Origin of the sequence: Salipiger sp. H15, from assembly GCF_040409955.1 — a bacterium.
Lineage (GTDB): Bacteria > Pseudomonadota > Alphaproteobacteria > Rhodobacterales > Rhodobacteraceae > Salipiger.
This window is the reverse complement of sequence record NZ_CP123385.1, coordinates 511,411-532,188: the sequence shown is the minus strand read 5'-3', so window position 1 is coordinate 532,188 and position 20,778 is coordinate 511,411. Positions and strand designations below refer to the sequence as shown.

Annotated in this window: 25 protein-coding genes and 1 pseudogene; 18 read left to right on the top strand and 8 right to left on the bottom strand. The window is 70.0% G+C overall.

Annotated elements, in window-relative coordinates; genetic code table 11:
- The first annotated feature begins 68 nt into the window (after nt 1–68).
- Both PVT71_RS16775 and PVT71_RS16770 read left to right on the top strand, forming a co-directional pair.
- Entirely contained in the window at nt 69–815 is a 747-nt protein-coding gene (locus PVT71_RS16775) for a polysaccharide deacetylase (RefSeq protein WP_353475208.1), read from the top strand.
- 3 nt (nt 816–818) lie between these two features.
- Nucleotides 819–1,565 carry an aspartate/glutamate racemase family protein gene (locus PVT71_RS16770; RefSeq protein ID WP_353475207.1) on the top strand — a complete coding sequence of 249 codons (747 nt, stop codon included), beginning with the start codon at nt 819–821 and terminating at the stop codon, nt 1,563–1,565.
- Between the two features lie 17 nt (nt 1,566–1,582).
- Here PVT71_RS16770 and PVT71_RS16765 read toward each other — a convergent pair whose 3' ends face one another.
- From PVT71_RS16765 to uraD, 4 genes are read right to left on the bottom strand one after another with little or no spacing between them, the layout of a single operon-like run.
- A complete protein-coding gene (locus tag PVT71_RS16765) occupies nt 1,583–2,863 on the bottom strand; it encodes a TRAP transporter large permease (RefSeq protein WP_353475206.1) in 1,281 nt (426 codons plus the stop codon).
- On the bottom strand, nt 2,860–3,339 hold the full coding sequence (locus PVT71_RS16760) for a TRAP transporter small permease (protein ID WP_353475205.1): 480 nt from the start codon (nt 3,337–3,339) through the stop codon (nt 2,860–2,862). The genes PVT71_RS16765 and PVT71_RS16760 overlap by 4 nt, the downstream gene beginning before the upstream one ends.
- Before the next feature lie 8 nt (nt 3,340–3,347).
- Entirely contained in the window at nt 3,348–4,334 is a 987-nt protein-coding gene (locus PVT71_RS16755) for a TRAP transporter substrate-binding protein (RefSeq protein WP_353475204.1), read from the bottom strand.
- A complete protein-coding gene (gene uraD / locus PVT71_RS16750; RefSeq protein WP_353475203.1) occupies nt 4,331–4,909 on the bottom strand; it encodes a 2-oxo-4-hydroxy-4-carboxy-5-ureidoimidazoline decarboxylase in 579 nt (192 codons plus the stop codon). The genes PVT71_RS16755 and uraD overlap by 4 nt, the downstream gene beginning before the upstream one ends.
- Before the next feature lie 104 nt (nt 4,910–5,013).
- Between uraD and PVT71_RS16745 the strand changes: the two genes are divergently transcribed.
- From PVT71_RS16745 to PVT71_RS16690, 12 genes and pseudogenes are all read left to right on the top strand, one after another.
- Nucleotides 5,014–5,949, top strand: coding sequence for a LysR substrate-binding domain-containing protein (locus PVT71_RS16745; protein WP_353475202.1), 936 nt, complete (start codon nt 5,014–5,016; stop codon nt 5,947–5,949).
- 248 nt (nt 5,950–6,197) lie between these two features.
- Nucleotides 6,198–6,362: pseudogene (locus tag PVT71_RS16740) on the top strand (S-(hydroxymethyl)glutathione dehydrogenase); the annotation flags it as partial.
- Between the two features lie 124 nt (nt 6,363–6,486).
- A complete protein-coding gene (locus tag PVT71_RS16735) occupies nt 6,487–7,653 on the top strand; it encodes an ABC transporter substrate-binding protein (protein ID WP_353475201.1) in 1,167 nt (388 codons plus the stop codon).
- Nucleotides 7,654–7,741: 88 nt separating this feature from the next.
- A complete protein-coding gene (locus PVT71_RS16730; RefSeq protein WP_353475200.1) occupies nt 7,742–8,602 on the top strand; it encodes a branched-chain amino acid ABC transporter permease in 861 nt (286 codons plus the stop codon).
- 2 nt (nt 8,603–8,604) lie between these two features.
- Nucleotides 8,605–9,561, top strand: a complete 957-nt coding sequence (locus PVT71_RS16725) for a branched-chain amino acid ABC transporter permease (RefSeq protein ID WP_353475199.1) — start codon at nt 8,605–8,607, stop codon at nt 9,559–9,561.
- Nucleotides 9,548–10,309 carry an ABC transporter ATP-binding protein gene (locus tag PVT71_RS16720; RefSeq protein WP_353475198.1) on the top strand — a complete coding sequence of 254 codons (762 nt, stop codon included), beginning with the start codon at nt 9,548–9,550 and terminating at the stop codon, nt 10,307–10,309. The genes PVT71_RS16725 and PVT71_RS16720 overlap by 14 nt, the downstream gene beginning before the upstream one ends.
- On the top strand, nt 10,302–11,012 hold the full coding sequence (locus PVT71_RS16715) for an ABC transporter ATP-binding protein (RefSeq protein WP_353475197.1): 711 nt from the start codon (nt 10,302–10,304) through the stop codon (nt 11,010–11,012). Before PVT71_RS16720 ends, PVT71_RS16715 begins: the two co-directional genes overlap by 8 nt.
- 15 nt (nt 11,013–11,027) lie before the next feature.
- Complete coding sequence (locus PVT71_RS16710) at nt 11,028–12,266, top strand: cytochrome P450 (RefSeq protein ID WP_353475196.1); 1,239 nt, start codon at nt 11,028–11,030, stop codon at nt 12,264–12,266.
- A 12-nt stretch (nt 12,267–12,278) separates the two neighbouring features.
- Nucleotides 12,279–12,602 (top strand): 2Fe-2S iron-sulfur cluster-binding protein, encoded by a 324-nt coding sequence (locus PVT71_RS16705; protein WP_353475195.1) that lies wholly within the window; start codon nt 12,279–12,281, stop codon nt 12,600–12,602.
- The gene (locus tag PVT71_RS16700) at nt 12,599–13,771 is read left to right on the top strand and encodes an FAD-dependent oxidoreductase (RefSeq protein ID WP_353475194.1); all 1,173 of its coding nucleotides are present in this window, start codon (nt 12,599–12,601) and stop codon (nt 13,769–13,771) included. The genes PVT71_RS16705 and PVT71_RS16700 overlap by 4 nt, the downstream gene beginning before the upstream one ends.
- Nucleotides 13,772–13,794: 23 nt before the next feature.
- A complete protein-coding gene (locus tag PVT71_RS16695; RefSeq protein ID WP_353475193.1) occupies nt 13,795–14,283 on the top strand; it encodes a MarR family winged helix-turn-helix transcriptional regulator in 489 nt (162 codons plus the stop codon).
- Between the two features lie 32 nt (nt 14,284–14,315).
- The gene (locus tag PVT71_RS16690; protein WP_353475192.1) at nt 14,316–15,443 is read left to right on the top strand and encodes a DSD1 family PLP-dependent enzyme; all 1,128 of its coding nucleotides are present in this window, start codon (nt 14,316–14,318) and stop codon (nt 15,441–15,443) included.
- A 78-nt stretch (nt 15,444–15,521) separates the two neighbouring features.
- On the opposite strand, the gene PVT71_RS16685 is transcribed toward PVT71_RS16690, so the two are convergent.
- The 3 genes from PVT71_RS16685 to PVT71_RS16675 all read right to left on the bottom strand — a co-directional run bounded on the left by PVT71_RS16685 (nt 15,522) and on the right by PVT71_RS16675 (nt 17,350).
- On the bottom strand, nt 15,522–15,917 hold the full coding sequence (locus tag PVT71_RS16685) for a hypothetical protein (RefSeq protein ID WP_353475191.1): 396 nt from the start codon (nt 15,915–15,917) through the stop codon (nt 15,522–15,524).
- 294 nt (nt 15,918–16,211) lie between these two features.
- Nucleotides 16,212–16,814: an NrsF family protein gene (locus PVT71_RS16680; RefSeq protein WP_353475190.1), complete on the bottom strand. Its 603-nt coding sequence runs from the start codon at nt 16,812–16,814 to the stop codon at nt 16,212–16,214.
- Complete coding sequence (locus tag PVT71_RS16675) at nt 16,796–17,350, bottom strand: sigma factor (RefSeq protein ID WP_353475189.1); 555 nt, start codon at nt 17,348–17,350, stop codon at nt 16,796–16,798. Before PVT71_RS16675 ends, PVT71_RS16680 begins: the two co-directional genes overlap by 19 nt.
- A 188-nt stretch (nt 17,351–17,538) precedes the next feature.
- Between PVT71_RS16675 and PVT71_RS16670 the strand changes: the two genes are divergently transcribed.
- The 4 genes from PVT71_RS16670 to PVT71_RS16655 all read left to right on the top strand — a co-directional run bounded on the left by PVT71_RS16670 (nt 17,539) and on the right by PVT71_RS16655 (nt 20,077).
- Entirely contained in the window at nt 17,539–17,844 is a 306-nt protein-coding gene (locus tag PVT71_RS16670; protein WP_353475188.1) for a DUF2282 domain-containing protein, read from the top strand.
- Between the two features lie 93 nt (nt 17,845–17,937).
- Entirely contained in the window at nt 17,938–18,780 is an 843-nt protein-coding gene (locus PVT71_RS16665; RefSeq protein ID WP_353475187.1) for a DUF692 domain-containing protein, read from the top strand.
- On the top strand, nt 18,777–19,511 hold the full coding sequence (locus PVT71_RS16660; RefSeq protein WP_353475186.1) for a DNA-binding domain-containing protein: 735 nt from the start codon (nt 18,777–18,779) through the stop codon (nt 19,509–19,511). The genes PVT71_RS16665 and PVT71_RS16660 overlap by 4 nt, the downstream gene beginning before the upstream one ends.
- Before the next feature lie 56 nt (nt 19,512–19,567).
- Nucleotides 19,568–20,077 (top strand): DoxX family membrane protein, encoded by a 510-nt coding sequence (locus PVT71_RS16655; RefSeq protein ID WP_353475556.1) that lies wholly within the window; start codon nt 19,568–19,570, stop codon nt 20,075–20,077.
- Nucleotides 20,078–20,083: 6 nt separating this feature from the next.
- On the opposite strand, the gene PVT71_RS16650 is transcribed toward PVT71_RS16655, so the two are convergent.
- Nucleotides 20,084–20,776 (bottom strand): M48 family metalloprotease, encoded by a 693-nt coding sequence (locus PVT71_RS16650; RefSeq protein ID WP_353475185.1) that lies wholly within the window; start codon nt 20,774–20,776, stop codon nt 20,084–20,086.
- Nucleotides 20,777–20,778 lie beyond the last annotated feature (2 nt).

The window sequence follows — 20,778 nt, the reverse complement described above, 5'->3', positions numbered from 1 at the left end:
GGCCCAACGGTGCAAAGGTCGCCCTCTGGGTCGCCGTCGGCGTCGAAAGCTACCGCCCCGATGAGGGCATGACCGAGGACATCCTGCCGCGCGGCGCGCCGCCGGACCTCGTCAATACGGCTTGGCGCGACTACGGCAACCGTGTGGGCGCGTTCCGGCTCTTCGACCGGCTCGCGGCGATCGGTATCCGGCCCGCGGTGCTGCTGAACACCAACCTCTACGACGAGGCGCCCGAGGTCATCGCCGCCGCCCGCGCCGCCGGGGCCGAGTTCGTCGGCCATGGCGCGTCGAACTCCGACAGCCTCGCGGCGCTGCCCGCGGGGGAGGAAGCGGCCTACGTTGCCCGTGTGCGCGCGCGCATCGCCGCCGCCGAGGGCGCGCCGCCGGGTGGCTGGTCCTCGCCCTGGCTCGCGCACACGCCGACTTCCCTGCAAAGCCTTGCCGGTGCGGACTACCGCTATCTTCTCGACCTGCGGCTCGACGACCAGCCGGTCTGGCTGGACGCCGGACCAAAGCGCCTCCTGGCCATCCCCTATGCCGCCGAGCTCAACGACAGCACCAGCATGGTCGGGCGCCAGATGGAGCCGCGCGCTTTTGCCGCCGCCATCCTCGACGAGGCGCGCGAGCTGCTGGAGAGCCCGCAGCCTGTGGTGATGAGCGTGGTGCTTCACAGCTTCATCTCGGGGCAGCCCTGGCGGCTGCGCCCGCTCGCCGAGGCGCTGGCCGAGGTCGCGGCGATGCCGGGCGTCTGGCTCGCGACCCCCGCCGAGATCCACGCGGCGGTGCTGGCCGAGCCGTCACTGGCGGCGGGCTGACCGATGCGCCTTCTCTTCGCCAATCCCAACACCTCCGAGGCCATGGCCGGGATCATGGCCGCCGAGGCCCGCCGCGTCGCCGCGCCCGGCACCACGATCGACGTCTGCAGCGCGGCCTTCGGCTCGGCCTATATCTCGACCCGGGGCGAGGCTGCGGTCGCGGGGCACGCGCTGCTCTCGGCGCTGGCGCAGGCCTATGACCGGCATGACGCGGTGATCGTCGGGGCCTTCATCGTGCCCGCCGTCACCGCCGCGGCAAAGGAGATGATGCCGGTGCCGCTCATCGCCACCGGCGAGGCCGGGCTCGCCGCCGCTTCGGTGCTCGGGCAGGGCATCTCGATCCTCTCCATCGGCGCGCCCGCGCGGCGGATGACCGACGAGCTGGTCGCGGCCACGGGCCTTGGCGGGCGGGTCGTCTCGATCCGCGACATAGGGCTCACCGGCACCGAGCTGACCGAGGACCAGCCGCGCGCCGATGCGGCGGCGATCGGGCTGGGGCTGCGGGCGGTCGAGGAGGACCGCGCCGACGTGATCGTCCTCGGCGCGGGCTCGATGGAGGGCATGGCACGGCGCATCCAGCCGGCGTTGCCGGTGCCGGTGGTCTCGCCCGTCGGGGCGGCGGTCTGCATGGCCGAGATGATCCTGCGCCTCGGCCTGCCGAAGCCGCGCGCGGGCAACTGCGCGCAGCCTTCGGGCATCGCCATGACCGGGCTCGACCCGGCGCTGACCCGGCTCTTCGGCGGCGCCTGAGCCGGGCCCGTGCCGGCTCAGTAGCCCATCGCGCGGGGCAGCCCGGTCACCAGCCCCGGCACGAACATGCACAGGAAGAGCACGGCGTACATGGCGGCGATGAAGGGCCAGCTCTCGCGCACGAGCTCGGTCATCTTCACCCCGGTGATGCCGCAGACGACGAAGAGGATCACCCCCACCGGCGGCGTCAGCATCCCGATCACAAGGTTCAGCACGAAGAGAAAGCCGAAGTGCAGCGGGTCGATGCCGAACTGCAGCGCGATCGGGTGGAAGAGCGGCACCAGCATGATGTTGGCGGCGTTCGATTCAAGGAACATCCCCACCACCAGCATCATCAGCGCGACCAGCAGCAGGAAGACGGTCGGGCTGTCGGTCAGCGCCTTGATCTGCGCCGCCAGCTTCATCGGCATGAGGTCGATGGTGAAGAGGAAGGTCACCGTCGAGGCGAAGGCGATCATCGCGCCGACCATGGCCGAGGTCTTGGCGGCAGTGAGCAGCACGCCCGGCAGGTCCGCGACGCGCAGCCTGCGGGTGATGAAGAAGCCGATGAAGAGCGCGTAGCAGACCCCGATGGCCGCGCCCTCGGTGGGGGTGAAGGCGCCTGCGACGATGCCGCCGATCACCACCACGGGCATCATGAAGACGACGACCGAGCGCCGGGTCTCGCGCAGGGCGCGGCGGAGCGCGAACCCCTCGCCGGCCAGCGGGTAGTCGCGCTTCCAAGAGATGAACCAGCAAAGGGCCATGAGCGCGACGAAGAGGATCAGTCCCGGCACCACGCCCGCCATGAAGAGCCCGCCGACCGAGACGGTCGAGCCCGCCATGAAGGCATAGACGATCATCGCCCCCGAGGGCGGGATGATCGGCCCGAGATTGGCGGCGGCAGCCACGGCCCCCGAGGAAAAGCCGAGCCCGTACTGCTTCTTCAGCGAGGGGACCAGCGTCGAGGCCAGCGCCGAGGCATCGGCCACCGCCGCGCCCGAGACCGAGGCTAGCCCGGCGCCCGCGACGATCGACACCTGCAGCAGCCCGCCGCGCATCCGCCCGACGAAGGCGTTGGCGAAGTCCACCAGCCGCTCCATGATCCCGCCCTTCAGCATCAGTTCTCCGGCGATCATGAAGAGCGGGATGGACATGAGCGGGAAGGAATTGACCGCGTTCATCATCCGGCTCGGCATGATCGCTGGATCGAACCCCGCCAGCCAGAGCCCGAAGAGCGCGGCGCAGCCCAGCGAGAAGGCCAGCGGCATGCCGAGCACGCCGAGGACGAAGAAACAGGCGATGACGGCAAGGCTCATGGCAGGGGCGTGTCCGGATCGGCCGCCATGTGCAGCAGGTGCAGCGCCGAATGCAGCGTGCCCGCGATGACGGGAAAGAAGAAGACCGAGGAGGTGATGTCGATGGCGCCGAGACGCTCGCTCCAGGTGGCGCCCGCGACATGGAGCGTGGCCCTGAAGAGGATCAGCAGCATCAGCCCGGCGATCAGGCTGATGCCCCGCCGGACCAGCCGCCGGGGCGCGGCGGGCAGGCGGTCGACCACGAGGTCGATGCCGACATGGGTGCCGTCGCGGATGCCGAGCGGGATGGCGACGAAGATCGCGGTGACGAAGGCGAGGCGCGAGACCTCGTCGGCCCAGTCGAGCGAGGCGTTGAAGCCGTAGCGCAGCAGAACCTGCGCCGAGACCACCGCCACCATGAGGGCGGCGGCGGCGATCACCATGAGGCGCGCGCCCGTGTCGGCGCGCGCAAGGATCGCAGGGACGATCTGTCTCATAGGGCGGATCAGTTCGACACCGAGGACATTTCCGCGTCGAGCAGCGCCACCAGCTTCGGATCGAGCCGGGCCTTGGTCTCGGCGGCGACGCCGGCCGTGGTCTCGCGCAGGGCGGCGGCAAGCTCGGGTGACACCTCGGTGTAGGTCATGCCCATCTCGATGATCTTCGCGAGCGCCGCGCCGTCCTGCTCGGCGGCGAGCACGCGCTGCTCGGCGACGGCGGCATCCATCGCCTCGGTGACCCAGGCCTGTTTCTCGGCGGAGAGCCCGTCGAACCACTTCTTGTTGGCGACGACCGAGATGAAGTCGAAGAAATGCCCGGTGTTCGACACGTAGTCCTGCACCTCGGGGTAGCCGGCGACCTGGATGATCGAGAAGGGGTTCTCCTGCCCGTCGATCACCTTCTGCTCGAGTGCCGAGTAAAGCTCGTTGACGTCCATCGCCAGCGGGTTGGCGCCGAGCGCGCGGAAGGTGGCGAGGTGGGTCTCGTTGGGCTGCAGGCGGATCTTGAGCCCGGCGATGTCCTCGATCGTCTCGATCGGTCGAACCGAGTTGGTCATCTGCCGGAACCCGAGCTCCATGTAGCCGAGCGACATGATGTCCTGCGCGGCGAGCTTCTCGTCGAGCGCCTCGCCCACGGGGCCGTCAACGACCTTGAAGGCCTCTTCGCGGCTCTCGAACTGGAAGGGCAGGCCGACGATCTCGAGCTCGGGCACGGTGCGGGTGAGATAGGCGGTGCCGACCCAGATGATCTCGACCGCGCCGAGCTTGACCGCCTGCACGTTCTCGGCCGCGCCGCCCAGCTGGCGGGCCGGGAAGAGGTTCACCTCGAAGGCGCCGCCCGACAGGTCGGCGAGTTTCGCGGCAAAGGTTTCCATCGCGACCGAGGAGGAATGGTCGGTGGCGAAGTTCCCGGCGACCCGGATCGTGTCGGCCTGCGCCGGGGCGGTGAGGGCGAGGACGGAGGCGGCGAGGGCGAGGATCTGGTGTTTCATTGGCTGTGCTCCTTGGAGTCCTGAGGACATGTCGAGGAAGGGTTCGGGGTGGGTTCGGGGGCCGCGCCGAAGGCAGCGCGGCAGCGTGCCCGGATCACCGAGGCGATCTCGGACAGCGTGGTGGTGTGCTCCTCCAGCGGGCTTGCCCGGAGGCGTTGCTCGAAGGTCTGGTACAGCGCGGCCCGGTCGGGCACGCGGTGCAGCGCGATGATGAACGGGTGGCCGAAACGCGCCCGGTAGGCGGTGTTGAGCGCGGCCAGCCGCGCGGCCTCGCCGGAGGGCAGGGCGGTCAGACCGAGGCGCCCCTGTTCCGACGTGCTTTCGGCGGTCATCCGCCCCTCGGCCGCCTCGGAGCCGGAAAGCTCGGGATGGACGTTGAAGAGGGCGCGGCGCCGGGCCGGAGCGGCGGCGAGGATGACCTCGACCAGCGCCTCGGCCAGCGCCTCGTCCGAGGCGAAGGGACGCAGGTCCACCACCGCCTCGGCCACCCAGGGCGAGCGTTCGACGAGCGGGGAGAGGGCCGCAAGAGCCTGTTCGCGCTGAACCGAGTTCAGCGTGGTAAGTCCGCGTGTCATGGGGATGTCCGTTGGTTCCTGCCCCGACCCTACGGCGAAATCTCCATTGCAATCCATTCTATAAAAAATCACAGTTTATTCGAAAAATTAGAATGGAGCGGACAATGTCGCTGTTCCTCGTTCCACGGGTCCTGCGCTACGTCGAGGCGGTGGCCGAGCATGGCTCGATCCAGGCGGCGTCGCGGGCGCTGGGCATCTCGGCCTCGGCCATCGACCGGCAGGTGAAGCTGCTCGAGGACCGGCTGGACCTGCTGCTCTTCGACCGGCAGAGCACGGGGATGGAGACGACCGCGGCGGGCGAGATGTTCCTCGTGCTGGCGCGGCGCTGGCAGGCCGATGAGAACCGCATCCTGTCGGACGTGAAGCAGATGCAGGGCATCGACCTCGGCGTCGTCCGCCTCGCGACCATGGACAGCCTCGCGAACGGGCCGCTGCCGCGGGTACTGGCGGCGATCGGCGAGGCCTTTCCCCGGGTCCAGGTCGAGGTCGAGATCATGACGCCCGACGCGGCCATGGCGGCGGTCGACGAGGGGCTCGCCGACCTCGCGCTCGGCTTCAACCTGCGCGCCTCGCGCGACGTGCACGTGCTGTGGTCGGCCGACCTGCCGCTGGTCTGCGTCGCCGCGCCGTCGCATCCCGTCGCCGCGCTTGCCAGCATCTCGATCAAGGAGGTCCGCGCCTATCCGCTGGTGGTGCAGAGCCGGGCGCTGGCGATCCGGCGGATGCTCGAGGCGCGGCACACCTGGCTCTTCAGCGACGCCTTCCCGCCGGTGGTGACCAACTCGCTGCAACTGCTCAAGCAGATGGTTTGCGCCGGAACCCATCTCGCGCTCACCTCGGAACTCGACGCCGCCGCAGAGCTTCTCGCGGGCCGGATGGTGGCGATCCCGATGACCGACGCGCAGGTGCGCAGCCAGTCGATCAGCCTCGTGGTGAGCGTGAAGCGCACGCTGCCGCGGATCTGCTCGGCCGTGTCGAAGGTGCTGATCGAGGAGATCGCTGCCTGCGCGGACGAGGTGCGCAGCCTGCGCCGGGAGTGACCCCGGCTCGCCCGTGACTCTCCCCGCGCGGGTTTGCGGGTCTCCAAACATGCACTGTTGACATATCAACTCATGCCGTGCAGGGTGAGGATAGTTGATGAATCAACTCGTGCGCCGGGGAGGGCGCCGCGCCGGGAGGGCAATCCAGTTGCAGGGCAGATGACGCTGACGCGCGCGTGTCAGCGCGCGATGCCGTCTTGCGATCGGCACCCTTCCGGACCGATCAGACCTGAGGAGCCGAGAGCCACATGAAGACCCGCACCGCCGTTGCCTTTGAAGCAAAGAATCCGCTCGAGATCATGGCGACCGGCCTCTGCCAGACCGACGGCTGCACGCCGGACGGGCTCGACGAAGAGGGGCTGTGCCCCGCGGTCCTCCTTCATGAAGGCGCGGGCACCGCGCTCGAGGTGGGCCTCCGCATCGGCGTCGTCCACTGACATCGCTCCTGGCGGCGGGTGTCGCCGCCGGGCAAGGCAACCCGCCTCTGGAGGAGAGGCGACAGCGCGGCCGCAAGGGCCGCACACATGGGAGGACATCATGACCATACGGACCCTCATGACCGCCGTCGCGGCGGTCAGCGCCCTCGGTGCGACCTGCGCCACGGCGGACGAGATCAAGGTGGGCGTCATCGCGCCCTTCTCGGGCCCCTTCGCGCAATATGGCGTGCAGTACCAGCAGGCGATCGAGGCCTACCAGGCGCAGCACGGCACGGCCGCGGGCGAGCATGAGATCAGCTTCATCTACAAGGACGTCGGCGGGGTGAACCCCGACCAGTCGCGCGCGCTGGCGCAGGAGCTGCTGATCCGCGACCGCGTCGACTATCTCGCGGGCTTCACCTTCACCCCGAACGCGCTGGCGGTCGGCCCGGTGATCACCCAGTCGGAGACGCCGACGGTGATCTTCAACGCCGCCACCTCGGCGATCAACAAGGTAAGCCCCTTCTACCTGCGCACCAGCTACACGCTGCCGCAGGTGTCCATTCCCGCCGCCGAATGGGCCTACGACCAGGGCATCCGCACCGTGGTCACCACGGTCAGCGACTACGGCCCCGGCATCGACGCCGAGACCTCGTTCAAGCGCGCCTTCGAGGCGAAGGGCGGCACCGTGACGGACAGCATCCGCATGCCGCTCTCGACCACCGATTTCACCCCGATCCTGCAGCGCGTGAAGGACGAGGCGCCGGACGCGGTCTTCACCTTCCTGCCGGGAGGCCCGCCCACCTTCTCCTACACCAAGACCTACAACGAGAACGGTCTGCGCGAGGCGGGGATCACCTTCCTCGGCACCGCCGAGACCGAGGAGACCAACCTGCAGGGGCTCGGCGACATGGCCGTGGGGCTGCAGACCGCCTACCACTACTCGCCCGCGCACGACAGCGACGAGAACCGCGCCTTCCTTGCCGCGCTGACCGAGCTGCATCCCGACGCGGTGGCCAACTGGGCCTCGGTCGGGGCCTATGACGGCGTGCACCTGATCTACGAGATGGTGGCGGCGGCGGGCTCGGACGGGCCGGCGGCGGTCGAGGCGGCGCTCGGCCTCAAGTGGGAAAGCCCGCGCGGCCCGCTCGAGATGGACCCCGAGACCCGCACCGTCATCCAGAACGTCTATATCCGCGAGGTGGCGCGCAACGCCGAGAGCGGGCTTCTGGAGAACGTCGAGACCGGCGTGATCGCCACCGTCGGCGACCTCGGCTGGACCGAGTGAGCGGCCGGTAAGCGGCTAGTGACCGACCAGCGACTGGCAGGATGGGCCGGCCCGCGCCGGCCCGTTCCACCGAAACACGGGACACGACATGACTCTCCTTCTCAATATCGCGGTCGACGGCATCGCCTACGGCATGATCCTCTTCATGATCGCCGTCGGCCTGTCGGTCACCATGGGGCTGATGCGGGTGGTGAACCTCGCGCATGGCGGCTTTGCCCTGATCGGCGGTGCGCTGGCGCATTGGCTGGGCGCCGGGCTGGGCCTGCCCTTCGGCCTCGCCCTGCTGCTCGCCGTCGCCGGGACCATCCTCGTCGCCATGCCGCTCGAGCGCCTCGTCTACCGGCGCATCTACGGCTTCGGCGAGCTGCAGCAGGTGCTGGCGACGATCGGCCTCACCTTCCTGATCATCGCCACGGTGAACCTGCTGCTCGGCTCGGCGCTGCTGGCCATCCCGCTGCCCGAGGCGCTGAGCCGCTCGGTCGATCTCGGCTTCCGCCAGCTGACCGCGCACCGCGCAGCGGTGATCGCGGTGGGAGCGCTGGTGATCCTCGGCCTCTGGGCGCTGCTCGACCGCACGCGTTTCGGCATCCGGCTGCGCGCCGCCGTCGACAACCGCGACGCCGCCTCGGCGCTCGGCATCGACACCGGGCGCATCTACATGCTGACCTTCGCGCTCGGCGCGGGGCTGGCGGCGCTCGGCGGCATCCTCGGGGCGGAGCTCTTGCCCATAGATGCCTATTACCCGCTGCGCTACATGGTGCTCTTCCTGATCGTCGTGGCGATCGGCGGGCTCGGCTCGATCCTCGGCTCCTTCGTCGCGGCGCTGGCCATCGGCCTGATCGAAACCGCCAGCCGTTACCTCGTGCCCGACATGGCGACGATCACCTTCTTCGCCATCGTCATCCTTTTCCTGGCGCTGCGCCCGCGCGGCCTGATGGGGAGGGCCTGAGCATGGCGGCACGTCTCCTTCCACCGCTGCTGATGCTGATCGCAGCCGTGGCGGCGTATTTCCTCTTTCCCTACAACCTCGCCTTCCTGACCCGCATCGTCATCATGACCGTGCTGGTCCTGTCGCTCGACCTCGTGCTCGGCCTTGCCGGCATCGCCACGCTGGGACAGGCCGCCATGTATGGCGCGGGGGCCTACGCGGCGGGGCTCTTCGCGATCCACGTCTGGGCCGACCCGGTGGCGGGGCTGGTCGCCGGAGCGCTCGCCGGGACCGCGCTGGCGGCGCTCTCGGGCGCGGTGCTGATGCGCACGCAGGGGCTGACGCTCATCATGCTGACCATCGCGGTCGCGCAGATCTGCGCCGAGACCGCCAACCGCGCCCGCGGCGTGACCGGCGGCGCGGACGGGCTGCGCGGCATCCGGCCCGGCAAGGTGCTGGGGCTCTGGGAGTTCGATTTCATCGGCATCACCGGCTACTGGTACGCGCTGGCGGTCCTGCTGCTGGTCTTCGCCGCGCTCGCGGTCATCGCGCGCTCGCCCTTCGGCCTGTCGCTGCGCGGCATCCACGAGAGCCCCGAGCGCATGGTCGCCATCGGCGTCTCGGTCTACCGCCGCAGGCTCGCGGCCTACACGCTGGGTGGCGGTATCGCCGGGATCGCCGGGGCGCTCACGGCGCAGATCACCCAGCTCGTCAGCCTCGAGACCTTTTCCTTCACGCTCTCGGCCGAGGCGCTGATCATGCTGATCCTCGGCGGCACCGGGCGGCTCTACGGCGCGGTGCTGGGCACGGTGATCTTCATGTCCGTGCATCACCTCGCCGCCGCCAACGATCCCTTCAACTGGCTCTTCGTCATCGGCGCGCTGGTGCTGGCGGTGGTCTTCTTCCTGCCCGCCGGGATCGCGCATCTGCCCACCGTGCTGAAACGCCTGACCAGCGGAGACCGCCATGCAAAGTCCTGAAACCTCGGGCCTCGAGGTCCGCGGCCTCTCCAAGCGCTTCGGCGGGCTGGTGGTCACGGAGAATATCGACTTCGACCTGCCGCCCGGCGCGCGCAAGGCCCTGATCGGCCCCAACGGCGCGGGCAAGAGCACCTTCGCCAACCTCGTCACCGGCATCCTCACCCCGACGAGCGGCAGCATCCGCTTCGACGGGCAGGACATCGCGGCCCTCGACGAGGCGCAGCGGGTCAAACGCGGCATCGCCAAGACCTTCCAGATCACCACGCTCTTCCCGCGCCTGACAGTGCGCGAGAACCTGCGCCTGCCGGTGCTGGAGCGCGAGGGGCTGGGGCGGCGCACGCTCCGCCGCGCCAGCGGCAACGCGGCGGTCGAGGCCGAGGTGAAAGCGCTGATCGACCAGTTCGACCTCGGCCCGCTCGCCGACCGCCCGGTGCTCGATCTGGCCTATGGCCAGCAGCGGCTGGTCGAGATGGCGCTGAGCCTCGCGCTGAAGCCGCGGTTGCTGATCCTCGACGAGCCCGCCGCGGGCGTGCCGTCGAGCGAGACGCATCTCATCATCGAGGCGATCGAGCGCCTGCCCGAGGACCTTGCGGTGCTGGTGATCGAGCATGACATGGACCTCGTGTTCCGCGTCGCCCGCTCGATCGTCGTGCTGGTGCAGGGGCGCATCCTCACCGAGGACACGCCGCAGGAGATCGCCACCAACGCGCAGGTGCGCGAGCTGTATCTCGGAGGGGCCCATGTCTGACAAGGTTCTGGAGCTGAAGAACGTCACCGCCGGCTACGGCCCGACCCACGTGCTGCGCGGCGTCACGTTGTCCATCGCGCCGGGCGAGCGGCTGGCGGTGATCGGGCGCAACGGCGCGGGCAAGACCACGCTCCTGCGCACGATCATGGGGCTGACCCGGATGCACGGCGGCAGCGTGAGCTACGGCGGGCGGGCCATCGACCGGCTCGCGCCCTATCGGCGCTGCGACCTCGGGCTCGGGCTGGTGCCGCAGACGCGCGACATCTTCCCCTCGCTCACCGTGGAAGAGAACCTGCTGTCGTGCCTGCGCGGCGATGCCTCGCTCGAGGAGGCCTACGCGCTTTTCCCGCGGCTCAAGGAGCGGCGCAGGAATGGCGGCACGCAGCTTTCGGGGGGCGAGCAGCAGATGCTCTCGATCGCCCGCACGCTGATGACCCGCCCCGAGGTGCTGCTGCTCGACGAGCCGCTCGAGGGCCTTGCCCCGGTGATCTGCGAGCAGCTGATGGCGGTCTTCGAAGAGCTCGCCCGGGACGGCAGCCGCGCCGTCGTGCTGGTCGAGCAGCATGCCGAGGCTGCGCTCGCCTTCGCCACCCGCGCCGTGCTGATGGCCAATGGCGCAATCGTTCACGAAGGGCCCGCTGCGGCGCTGCGACGGGACGCGGAGCTGCTGCACCGCCACGTCGGCGTCGCGATGAGCGCCTGATCCGAGGAGACCCCCATGACGCTTTCCCCCATGACCCTCATCGAAGGGCACAAGCCCATCACCCCCGCCAGCGGCATCCCGGTCTGGGACGTCGATCCCTATGATGCCGAGCTGCTGCGCGATCCCTCGGCCTATTACTCGCGGCTGCGCGAACTCGGCGAGGTGGTCTACATCCCGCGCTACAGCGTGCTCGCCGTGGGGCGCTACGAGACGACGCGGCACGTCTTCAGCGACCACGAGAATTTCCTGTCGTCGCACGGCGTTGGCCTCAACGACTTCAAGCTCGAGGACCCGTGGCGGCCGCCGTCGATCATCCTCGAGGTGGACCAGCCCGACCACACCCGCACCCGCAAGGTCATGTCCCGCGCGCTCTCGCCCAAGGTGGTGAAGGGCTTCGCGGACCTCTTCCGCGAGACCGCCGACGTGCTGGTCGATCAGCTGCTCGGCAAGGGCACCATCGAGGCGGTCACCGACCTCGCCGAGGCCTTCCCCACCACCGTCTTTCCGAAAGCGGTCGGCATGAAGGACGTGAACCCGCGCCACCTCGTCGACTACGGCGCCATGGTGTTCAACGCCGTCGGCCCCGACAACGCCCTGCGCCGCGAGGCGATGAGCCACGCCGGCGAGATCGTGCCCTGGATCAACGCCGCCTGCACCCGCGACCGGCTGACCGGCGACGGGCTCGGCGCGATGGTCTACGCCTCGGCCGATGACGGCACGCTGACCGAGGCCGAGGCGGGGATGCTGGTGCGCTCGTTCCTCTCGGCGGGCGTCGACACCACGGTCACCGGCATCGGCAACGCGCTCTGGTGCCTGTCGCAGAACCCCGATCAATGGCAGGCACTGAAGCGCGACCCCGCGCTGATCCGCCCTGCCTTCGAGGAGGTGCTGCGCTACACCTCGCCGGTGCACACCTTCGGCCGCACCGCCGGGCAGGCGACCGAGATCGCGGGCTTCCCGGTCGAGGAGGGCACGAAGGTGATCTGCGTGCTCGCCGCCGCCAACATGGACCCCGCCAAGTGGGGCGATCCCGAGGTCTTCCGCATCGACCGCAGGCCGGTGGGACACGTCGCCTTCGGTGCAGGCATCCACGGCTGCGTCGGCCAGAACATCGCGCGCGCCGAGCTCGAGGCGGTGCTTGGCGCGCTGATCGAAAGGGTCGACCGCATCGAGCCCGCAGGCGAGCCCGTCTGGCGCCCGGGCAACGCCATCCGCGCGCTCGACCGCCTGCCCATCACGCTCATTCCGAACTGAGGAGACCCTCCCATGGTCAAGGTAACCTACGTGGCCCACGACGGCACCAGCACCGAACTTCACGGCGATCCGGGCGACAGCGTCATGAGCCTTGCGATTGCGCAGGGGCTCGACGGCATCGTCGCCGAATGCGGCGGCTCGATGATGTGCGCGACCTGCCACTGCTACGTGGACGAGGACTGGGCCGGCGCGACCGGCCCGCGCATGGACGGCGAGGAGGACATGCTCGAAAGCGCCGCTTCCGAGGTCACCGGACGCTCGCGCCTCTCGTGCCAGATCAGGCTGACCGACACGCTCGACGGGCTGGTGGTGCACCTGCCGGAGGAGCAGGTATGAGCCACGTCGTCATCGTCGGCGCGGGGCAGGGCGGGTTTCAGGCCGCCATGTCGCTCCGGCAGGAGGGGCACGAGGGGTCCATCACACTGATCGGCGGCGAGCCCGGGCTGCCCTACCAGCGCCCGCCGCTGTCCAAGGCCTTTCTCAAGACCGGCGAGGCCGAGAAGCTTGCTTTGCGCCCGGCGAGCTTCTTCGACCAGAAGGCGATCACGCTGCGCCCGGGGACGTGGGTCGATGCCATCGACCGGGCGGCGCGGCAGATCCGCATCGGGTCCGAGACGCTGGACTACGATGTGCTGATCCTCGCCACCGGCACGCGCAACCTGCGCCCGCCGATCCCGGGCATCGAACGCGCGCTCGACCTGCGCACGCTCGAGGACGCCCGCACCCTGCGCGCCGCGCTCGACCGGCCGCGCCGGATCGCCGTCATCGGCGGCGGCTTCATCGGGCTCGAGTTCGCTGCCGTTGCCGCCGGGCTCGGGCACGAGGTGAGCGTCGCCGAGGCCGCGCCCCGGCTCATGGCCCGCGCCGTCTCGCCCGAGATCTCGCGCCGTTTCCGCGACCTGCATCAGGCGCTCGGCACCGGGCTGCATCTCGGCAATGGCGTGACCGAGGTGACCGAGCGCGGCCTGCTGCTGGCGGGCGGCACCGAGCTGCCCGCCGATCTCGTGCTGCTCGCCGCAGGCGTGCGGCCGAATGTCGAGCTGGCGCAGGATGCCGGGCTCGAGGCGGCGAACGGCATCGTCGTCGATGCCACGCTGCGCACTGCCGATCCACGCATCTTCGGGCTCGGCGACTGCGCCGCCTTCCCCGAAGCGGCGAGCGGCCGGCGGGTGCGGCTCGAGTCGGTGCAGGCGGCGACCGACCATGCCCGCGCCATCGCGAGGACCATCGTTCACGGCGAGACGGCGCCCTATGCCGCCGTGCCATGGTTCTGGTCCGACCAGGCCGATCTGAAGCTGCAGATCGCCGGGCTTGCCGATCCTTCGGACGAGATTGTCGCGCTGGAAAATGGCGCGGTGCTGCGCTTCAGCGGCGCGCGCCTGACCGCCGTCGAAACGATCAACGACGCGCGGACCCACATGATGGCGCGCCGCCTTCTGGGCGCTGACGTGGTGCCCACCCGTGACAGTCTGCTGGAAAAGAATTATGACCTGACAGCCGCATAGTGAACCCGAGGGGCTGCCGCACCGTGACCGATCAGCCGATGGACCGCATCTCGAGCCCGACCCGCGAGCGCGCCGGCATCCGCATCCTCGACATCGACCATTACGCGCCCTTCCTGCTCAACGCGGTCAGCAGCGCGTGGCAGCGGCAGACCTCGGCCATCTACCGCCGCGATTTCGACCTCGGGATCGTCGACTGGCGGGTGATGGCGATGCTCAACATCGAGCCCGAGATCACCGCCAACCGGATCTGCGAGGTGATCCGCCTCGACAAGGCGGCGGCCAGCCGGTCGCTGAAGCTGCTCGAGGCGCGGGGCCTTGCGACCTACGAGGCCACCGGCAGCGATGCCCGGCGGCGCAGCTGGTGGCTGACCGAGGCGGGGCAGAAGATCCATGCCGAGATCCTCGCCATTGCCCTCGACTGCGAGGCGCGGATGCTCGCCGAGGTGGCGCCCGAGGATCTCGAGACCTACCTGCGGGTCATGCGCATGATGCTGAGAAACCTCGACCGGTGAAGGGTCGGGGCGCAGACCGGGAGCTGAACGACATGACCGAGACCGAAACGCCCGCCTTCGAGGCGCTGCCGACACCCTGCCTGCTGCTCGACGAGGCACGGATGATGCGCAACATCGACCGTCTTGCCGGGCACGCGGCGGGGCTCGGGGTGGCGCTCCGGCCGCATCTCAAGACCGCGAAATCGCCCGAGGTCGGGCGGCTCCAGACCGGCGGCACGCCCGGCCCGATCACCGTCTCGACCCTTGCCGAGGCCGAGGCCTTCCACCGCGCCGGTCACCACGACATCCTCTACGCCGTCGGCATCGCGCCGCAGAAGCTGGAGCGCGGGCGCGCGCTCCGGGCGCAGGGCTGCGATCTGACGGTGATCCTCGACAGCGCGGCGCAGGCCCGCGCCGTGGCCGAGGCCGGGGTGCCCGCGATGATCGAGATCGACAGCGACGGGCACCGGGGCGGCCTCACGCCCTCGGACCCGGCGCTCCTCGCGGTCGGGCGGCTCCTGTCGGGCTCGGGGCTGCTGCGCGGGGTGATGACCCATGCGGGCGAAAGCTACGGGGTGAGCGGCCGCGAGGCGCATGCCGAGTTCGCCGAGCGCGAACGCGCCGCGGTCGTGACGGCGGCAGAGGCGTTGCGCGCGGCGGGGCTCGACTGCCCGGTGGTGAGCGTCGGCTCGACCCCGACCGCCCATGCGGCGCGCGACCTGACCGGCGTCACCGAGATGCGGGCCGGGGTCTATGTCTTCTTCGACCTCGTCATGGCGGGGATCGGGGTCTGCGGGCTCGACGATATCGCGCTCAGCGTGCTGACGACGGTGATCGGGCACCAGAAGGCCAAGGGCTGGACGATGATCGACGCGGGGTGGATGGCCCTGTCGCGCGACCGCGGCACCGCCGCGCAGGCGGTCGACCAGGGCTACGGCGTGGTCTGCGACGCCGCGGGCCGGGTCTTGCCCGACCTGATCGTGACCAGCGCCAACCAGGAACACGGCATCGTTGCGCTGCGCCCCGGCGCCGCGGGCCCGGTACCAGAGTTCCCGGTGGGCACGCAGCTGCGCATCCTGCCCAACCATGCCTGCGCGGTCGCGGCGCAACACGACCGCTACCACGTGATCGGCGCCGAGGGCGGCCCGCTCCGCGTCTGGCCGCGCTTCGGCGGCTGGTAGGGCCGGGCAGCCTCCGCACCATGCGAAAGGGCCGCGGTGTTCCGCGGCCCTTCCTCGTTGCGCATCCGGTGGCGCGTCTCAGTAGTCGGCGAGCGCCCGGATGAGGCCGCGTTTCTCGGTCTCGGTCTTGCTGGAATGGATCAGGGCAAGCGCGTTGCCGATGTCCGCCGCATCCATGCGCGACATCTGTTCCGGGGTGAGATAGGCCGAAACGAGGTCGAGCTGCTGACGCGAGTAGGTGCGTGGTTCGGCACTGCTCGTGGCGATGTATTCGATCTGCGTGGCCTTCTGCGCATCCGTGTCGCGGCTTGTGCTGATGCTGAAGGCCGTGAAGATCTGCTGCTCGCTCATGAGCGAGAGCACGGACTCGGGCACGTATTGAGCCAGCGCGCTCAGCATGCTGTTCTCGGCCGAGGCCGGTCCGGTGGCGGTCACTGCAAGGGAAATGGAGGAAATGGCGAGAAGGAGCTTCATGGCTATTCCTTTCGAGATACGGAATTCGTCTCTGACAAAGGAATTCTTGTAAACTGGTCCGGAAATGACGGGCCCTGGGATGACAAGGAAAAATGGGCGGGAGAGGCGAATAGGCCGCCCTGGTCGTTTCCGGTTTCCCGAATTTGGGAGGGGGAAGCCGGCGATTTCCCAGACCCTTAGCATATCACAAAACTGCGACTCGTTGAAGCTCCTCGAAATGCCATCACGCAAATGCGATGGACCCGGGAATGCACGCCGCGCGTTTTATGGAGGTGGCCTTTTCCTTCCCGGAAATCAGACGCTCAGCCATCGCCGCCCGGCCGCGCGCCCGGCAAGCCCGCAAAGGACGATTGCAAGCCCGTACCAGAGCAGGAAGAAAGCCGCGCTGTCCTCGTCGCAATGCACCGCGTAGACCGCCGCCGCCGCGCCGCCGGCAAAGAGCCCGGCCAGCATGCCGCTGCGCGCCGGGCGGGGCTCGACCCGGTGGCGCATGCCGAGAAACAGCGCAAGCGCGATGGGCAGGGCGAGCGCCGGGATCGACAGCAGGCATTGCCAGAGCGTCTTGCCGATCACGTCGCCGCCCGAGAGCGCGGCATAGAGCCAGCCCGCGCCGCTCGCCGCCGCCAGCAGCCAGAGCGGCCAGAGCGGTGCCTGCGCCTCGGGATCGTTGCGGCGCAGGATCGGCCAGGCGGCGAGGGCGACGAGCAGTGGCAGCGCCTGCTTGACCAGCAGCGGCGCCATGAGCAGCACGTCCGGCCAGCCCGGGCGCATCCCCCAGAACACCAGCATCAGCACGATGGAGACGGCGACACCGAAGGCGATGCGCCAGTGGAGGCGCGGCCGCCTTGCGGGCACGTCATCGGCGGCCAGCGCAGCGATCAGTTCGTCGGTGTCCATTCTTCCTCCTTCCTGGCAGCCTCGGCCAGCCGTCTCAGCGCCCGGTGCAGCGCCACCCGAAGGGCGCCGGGGCTGAGATCGAAATCCTTCGACAGCGTCTCGGGGTCCACCCCCTCGATCGCGTGTTCGCGCACCAGCGCCGCGTCCCGCGCCGAGAGGCGCGACAATGCCTGCTCGAGGTGCAGCCCGGCCAGTGGATCGACCGCCGGGGCGCCGAGCCCCGCGTGATCCTCGACCGGCTCGTGCGGCGCGCTCGGCGTCTTGCGCAGCGCGTCGATCGCCTTGTGCTTCACGATCACCCGCACCCAGGGCAGCAGCGGTCGGCCGGGGTCCCAGCTGCCGCGCTTGAGATGGATCGACAGCAGCGCCTCCTGCACCACGTCCTCGGCCAGGTGCCCGTGCTGCGCGGGCAGGTCATGCGCCGCCATGGCGCGCATCCGGGGCACCAGGCGCGACAGGCAGGCGGCATAGGCGCGCCTGTCGCCGTCCAGCGCCTTGCGCATCAGCGCCTCGATCTCGTCATCGCGTCCGGTCATCTGGCTCGGGCCATGTCCACCTGCAGGGAATGTACCTGCGCATACGGGCGCCTTGGTCCCCGCGTTACAGGGCCGCCCGAATATTTCCTCTCTATCACACAAGCGCGAGCCGCGTAACAAACCGCACCCCTTCGCCGAATACCCAAGTGCAGACGCGATGCGCTGCTTGTCATTTTGGAGAGACTGACATGACCATCCACAGCAAACATCTCGCCCTCGTCGGTGCCCTTGCCGCCGGCCTCGCTCAATTTGCCGGGGCCGCCCAGGCCCAGGAGCAGGAGAAATGCTTCGGCGTCTCCATGGCGGGCGAGAACGGCTGCGCCGCGGGCCCCGGCACCACCTGCGCCGGCACCGCCTCGGTCGATTACCAGGGCAATTCCTGGATGCTCGTGCCCGCCGGCACCTGCGCCGAGATCCAGCTTCCCGCCATGGCCGACGGCACCCCGCGCATGGGCTCGCTCGAGCCGCTGATGCGCGACCTGCCGAAGGGCTGAGGCAAAGGCCCGATCCCGCGCGCGGCGGCCCCGAGGTCGCCGCGTGCGCCCCTGTCCCCTAGTCCCCTTGCCCCTCAATCCGCGGAGGACCCCATGCAGAACGCCCCGCTTCCCAGAGCCGCCGGTGTCGGCTTCAAGTCGGCGCATTTTGACGATCTCGCCGATCCCGGCGCGGTCCGCTGGCTCGAGATCCACGCCGAGAACTACATGGTCGAGGGCGGCCCGCGCCTTGCCATGCTGGACGATCTGCGGGCGCGCTTCCCCATCTCGGTCCACGGCGTGGGCCTGTCGATCGGCGGCGAGGGACCTCTCGACGCCGCGCACCTCGCGCGCCTGAAGCGGCTGATCGAGCGCGTGCGGCCGGCGCAATTCTCCGAGCACCTCGCCTGGTCCACCCACGAGGGCGCCTATTTCAGCGACCTGCTGCCTTTGCCCTATACCGAGGCGACGCTGGAGCGCGTCGCCGCCCACGTCGGCGAGGTGCAGCAAAGCCTCGGCCTGCGCATGTTGCTCGAGAACCCGTCAAGCTATCTCGTCTTCGAGGAGAGCACGCTCTCCGAGACCGATTTTCTTGCCGAGGTCGCCCGCCGCACCGGCTGCGGGCTGCTGCTCGACATCAACAACGTCTTCATCTCGGCCAGCAACCTCGGCACCTCGGCGCAGGCCTATCTCGCCGACTATCCGGTCGATCTCGTGGGGGAAATCCACCTTGCGGGCTACACCGAGGAAGCGGACGGGCAGGGCGGGCCACTGCTGATCGACACCCATGGCGCGCCGGTGGCCGACCCGGTCTGGGCGCTCTACGCCGGGGTCATCTCGCGCATCGGTCCGCGCCCGACGCTGATCGAATGGGACAATGACGTGCCCGATTTCGCCACCCTCGAGGCCGAGGCGGCGCGCGCGGCGGGCGTGATGGCGCTGCGGAGGGCGGCATGAGCGGGCAGGGCCTCTTTGCGGGCGCGCTGCTGGCGCCGGAGGCCGCGCGGCCGCAAACCTTGCGCGATCCCTCGGGCGCGCCGGCGACGCGGCGTTTTGACGTCTACCGCAACAACGTCGCCGTCGCGCTCACCGAGGCGCTCGCCGCCGCCTTCCCCGCCGTGCAGCAACTGGTGGGCGAGGCCTATTTCGCCGCCATGGCGCGCGACTTCGCCCGCGCGCATCCGCCGCGCAGCCCGGTCATGGCGATCTACGGCGCCGACCTGCCGGACTGGATGGAGCGGTTCCCGCCGCTTGCCGCGCTGCCCTACCTGCCCGAGGTCGCCCGCATCGAGCAGGCGCGGCGCGAGGCCAGCCAGTCCGCCGATGCCGCGCCGCTCGATCCGCGCGCGCTGGGGGCCCTGTCTCCCGAGGCGCTGGCCGCGTTCCGCCCGCGCCCGCATCCCGCGACGCGCATCCTGCGGACCCGCTATCCGGCGCTTGCCATCTGGGCGCGCAATGCCGGGCGACCGGAACTCGCGCAGAGCCCGCCCGGCGAGGTGCTGGTCACCCGCCCCGCGCTGGCCCTGCGGATCTGCGCCGCCCCGGAGGGCACCCGCGCGACGCTTCACGCATTGGCGGCGGGCCAGCCGCTCGGCGCGGCCCTGCCCGCCGGGACGGACCATGGAGCAATCTTTGCCTGCCTCTTCAGCGCGGGCGCCCTTGGCCAAGAGGAAGGAACGGAACCATGAGCGATCTTGCCATTCCGAAAACGGGTTCGACACCGGTCTTCGCGCTGCTTGCCCGCATGGACACCACCGTCACCCGGCTTGCCCCCACGGTGCTGGGCCTCGCGGCGCGGCTGGTCTTCGCCGCCACGCTGGCCGGGTATTTCTGGTCATCGGCGCTGACCAAGATCGACGGCTTCACCCTCTCGCCGAACGCCTACGCGCAGATCTTCCCCCGCGCGATGGAGGCGGCGGGCTACGACCCCGGCAAGCTCGGCCTCTTCGCGCACCTCGTGGTCGCCGCCGGCACCGCCGCGGAATTCATCCTGCCGCTGCTGCTGGTCCTCGGGCTCGGCACACGGCTCGCCGCACTGGGGATGATCGGCTTCCTGCTGGTGATGAGCCTCACCGACATCTTCGGCCACGGGGTCGACGCCGCCACCATAGGCGCGCTCTTCGACCGCCAGCCCGACGCGCCGATCCTCGACCAGCGGCTGCTCTGGGCGTTCCTGATGCTGGTGCTGGTCTTCACCGGCGGCGGGGCGCTGTCGCTCGACCGCCTGCTGCGCCGCCGCGTCCTGCGGCGCTGACGGGCGTCAGCCCTGCACCGCCGCCCACCGCGCCTCGAGCCGTTCCAGCGCCGCGATCCGCTCCGCCGTCTTGGGGTGCGACAGCAGCCAGGCGGGAATGCTGCGCGTGCCGCCCGCGGTCAGCCGCTCGAGCTTCTCGAAGAGCGATTTCTGTGGCCCGACGCCGATCCCGGCCTTGTGCAGCAGCGCGGCGGCATAGGCATCGGCCTCGTACTCGTCGCCGCGCGAGAGCCGCGCCGCCAGCAGCGAGGTCAGCGTGTTGGCGATGAGCGGACCCAGCCCCGGCACCAGCCGCGCCAGCACCATGACGAGCACGGTGCGGATCGCGTTCTGCCCGGAGAAGTCGATCATCCGCCGCCGCGAATGTCCCAGCGCCACGTGCCCGAGCTCGTGCGCGATCACCGAGGACAGCTCCTCGGCGCTGACCTCGCCGGACTTGTAGCGGTTGTAGAAGCCGCGGGTGATGAAGATGCGCCCGTCCGGCGCGGCCAGCCCGTTGACCGGCTCGATCTCGTAGATGTTCACCCGGATGCGCGGCAGGTCGAGCGCCGCCGCCATGCGGTCGGTCAGCGCCTTGAGTCGCGGGTCGGCAAGTTCGGTCGAGCGCGCGTCGAGTTCCCGCGCCGTGCGCCAGGCCGAGAAGCGGTAGGCGAGGACGGCATAGGCGATGGCGAGCAGGATGGGGGTGAGCTTCAGCATGG

Excerpts from the sequence above, each read along its gene's own strand:
- PVT71_RS16775 (WP_353475208.1), top strand. The coding sequence starts at position 69 with ATGACCGAGGACATCCTGCCGCGCGGCGCGCCGCCGGACCTCGTCAAT.
- PVT71_RS16770 (WP_353475207.1), top strand. The coding sequence starts at position 819 with ATGCGCCTTCTCTTCGCCAATCCCAACACCTCCGAGGCCATGGCCGGG.
- PVT71_RS16765 (WP_353475206.1), bottom strand. The coding sequence starts at position 2,863 with ATGAGCCTTGCCGTCATCGCCTGTTTCTTCGTCCTCGGCGTGCTCGGC.
- PVT71_RS16760 (WP_353475205.1), bottom strand. The coding sequence starts at position 3,339 with ATGAGACAGATCGTCCCTGCGATCCTTGCGCGCGCCGACACGGGCGCG.
- PVT71_RS16755 (WP_353475204.1), bottom strand. The coding sequence starts at position 4,334 with ATGAAACACCAGATCCTCGCCCTCGCCGCCTCCGTCCTCGCCCTCACC.
- uraD (WP_353475203.1), bottom strand. The coding sequence starts at position 4,909 with ATGACACGCGGACTTACCACGCTGAACTCGGTTCAGCGCGAACAGGCT.
- PVT71_RS16745 (WP_353475202.1), top strand. The coding sequence starts at position 5,014 with ATGTCGCTGTTCCTCGTTCCACGGGTCCTGCGCTACGTCGAGGCGGTG.
- PVT71_RS16735 (WP_353475201.1), top strand. The coding sequence starts at position 6,487 with ATGACCATACGGACCCTCATGACCGCCGTCGCGGCGGTCAGCGCCCTC.
- PVT71_RS16730 (WP_353475200.1), top strand. The coding sequence starts at position 7,742 with ATGACTCTCCTTCTCAATATCGCGGTCGACGGCATCGCCTACGGCATG.
- PVT71_RS16725 (WP_353475199.1), top strand. The coding sequence starts at position 8,605 with ATGGCGGCACGTCTCCTTCCACCGCTGCTGATGCTGATCGCAGCCGTG.
- PVT71_RS16720 (WP_353475198.1), top strand. The coding sequence starts at position 9,548 with ATGCAAAGTCCTGAAACCTCGGGCCTCGAGGTCCGCGGCCTCTCCAAG.
- PVT71_RS16715 (WP_353475197.1), top strand. The coding sequence starts at position 10,302 with ATGTCTGACAAGGTTCTGGAGCTGAAGAACGTCACCGCCGGCTACGGC.
- PVT71_RS16710 (WP_353475196.1), top strand. The coding sequence starts at position 11,028 with ATGACGCTTTCCCCCATGACCCTCATCGAAGGGCACAAGCCCATCACC.
- PVT71_RS16705 (WP_353475195.1), top strand. The coding sequence starts at position 12,279 with ATGGTCAAGGTAACCTACGTGGCCCACGACGGCACCAGCACCGAACTT.
- PVT71_RS16700 (WP_353475194.1), top strand. The coding sequence starts at position 12,599 with ATGAGCCACGTCGTCATCGTCGGCGCGGGGCAGGGCGGGTTTCAGGCC.
- PVT71_RS16690 (WP_353475192.1), top strand. The coding sequence starts at position 14,316 with ATGACCGAGACCGAAACGCCCGCCTTCGAGGCGCTGCCGACACCCTGC.
- PVT71_RS16685 (WP_353475191.1), bottom strand. The coding sequence starts at position 15,917 with ATGAAGCTCCTTCTCGCCATTTCCTCCATTTCCCTTGCAGTGACCGCC.
- PVT71_RS16680 (WP_353475190.1), bottom strand. The coding sequence starts at position 16,814 with ATGGACACCGACGAACTGATCGCTGCGCTGGCCGCCGATGACGTGCCC.
- PVT71_RS16675 (WP_353475189.1), bottom strand. The coding sequence starts at position 17,350 with ATGACCGGACGCGATGACGAGATCGAGGCGCTGATGCGCAAGGCGCTG.
- PVT71_RS16670 (WP_353475188.1), top strand. The coding sequence starts at position 17,539 with ATGACCATCCACAGCAAACATCTCGCCCTCGTCGGTGCCCTTGCCGCC.
- PVT71_RS16665 (WP_353475187.1), top strand. The coding sequence starts at position 17,938 with ATGCAGAACGCCCCGCTTCCCAGAGCCGCCGGTGTCGGCTTCAAGTCG.
- PVT71_RS16660 (WP_353475186.1), top strand. The coding sequence starts at position 18,777 with ATGAGCGGGCAGGGCCTCTTTGCGGGCGCGCTGCTGGCGCCGGAGGCC.
- PVT71_RS16655 (WP_353475556.1), top strand. The coding sequence starts at position 19,568 with ATGGACACCACCGTCACCCGGCTTGCCCCCACGGTGCTGGGCCTCGCG.
- PVT71_RS16650 (WP_353475185.1), bottom strand. The coding sequence starts at position 20,776 with ATGCTGAAGCTCACCCCCATCCTGCTCGCCATCGCCTATGCCGTCCTC.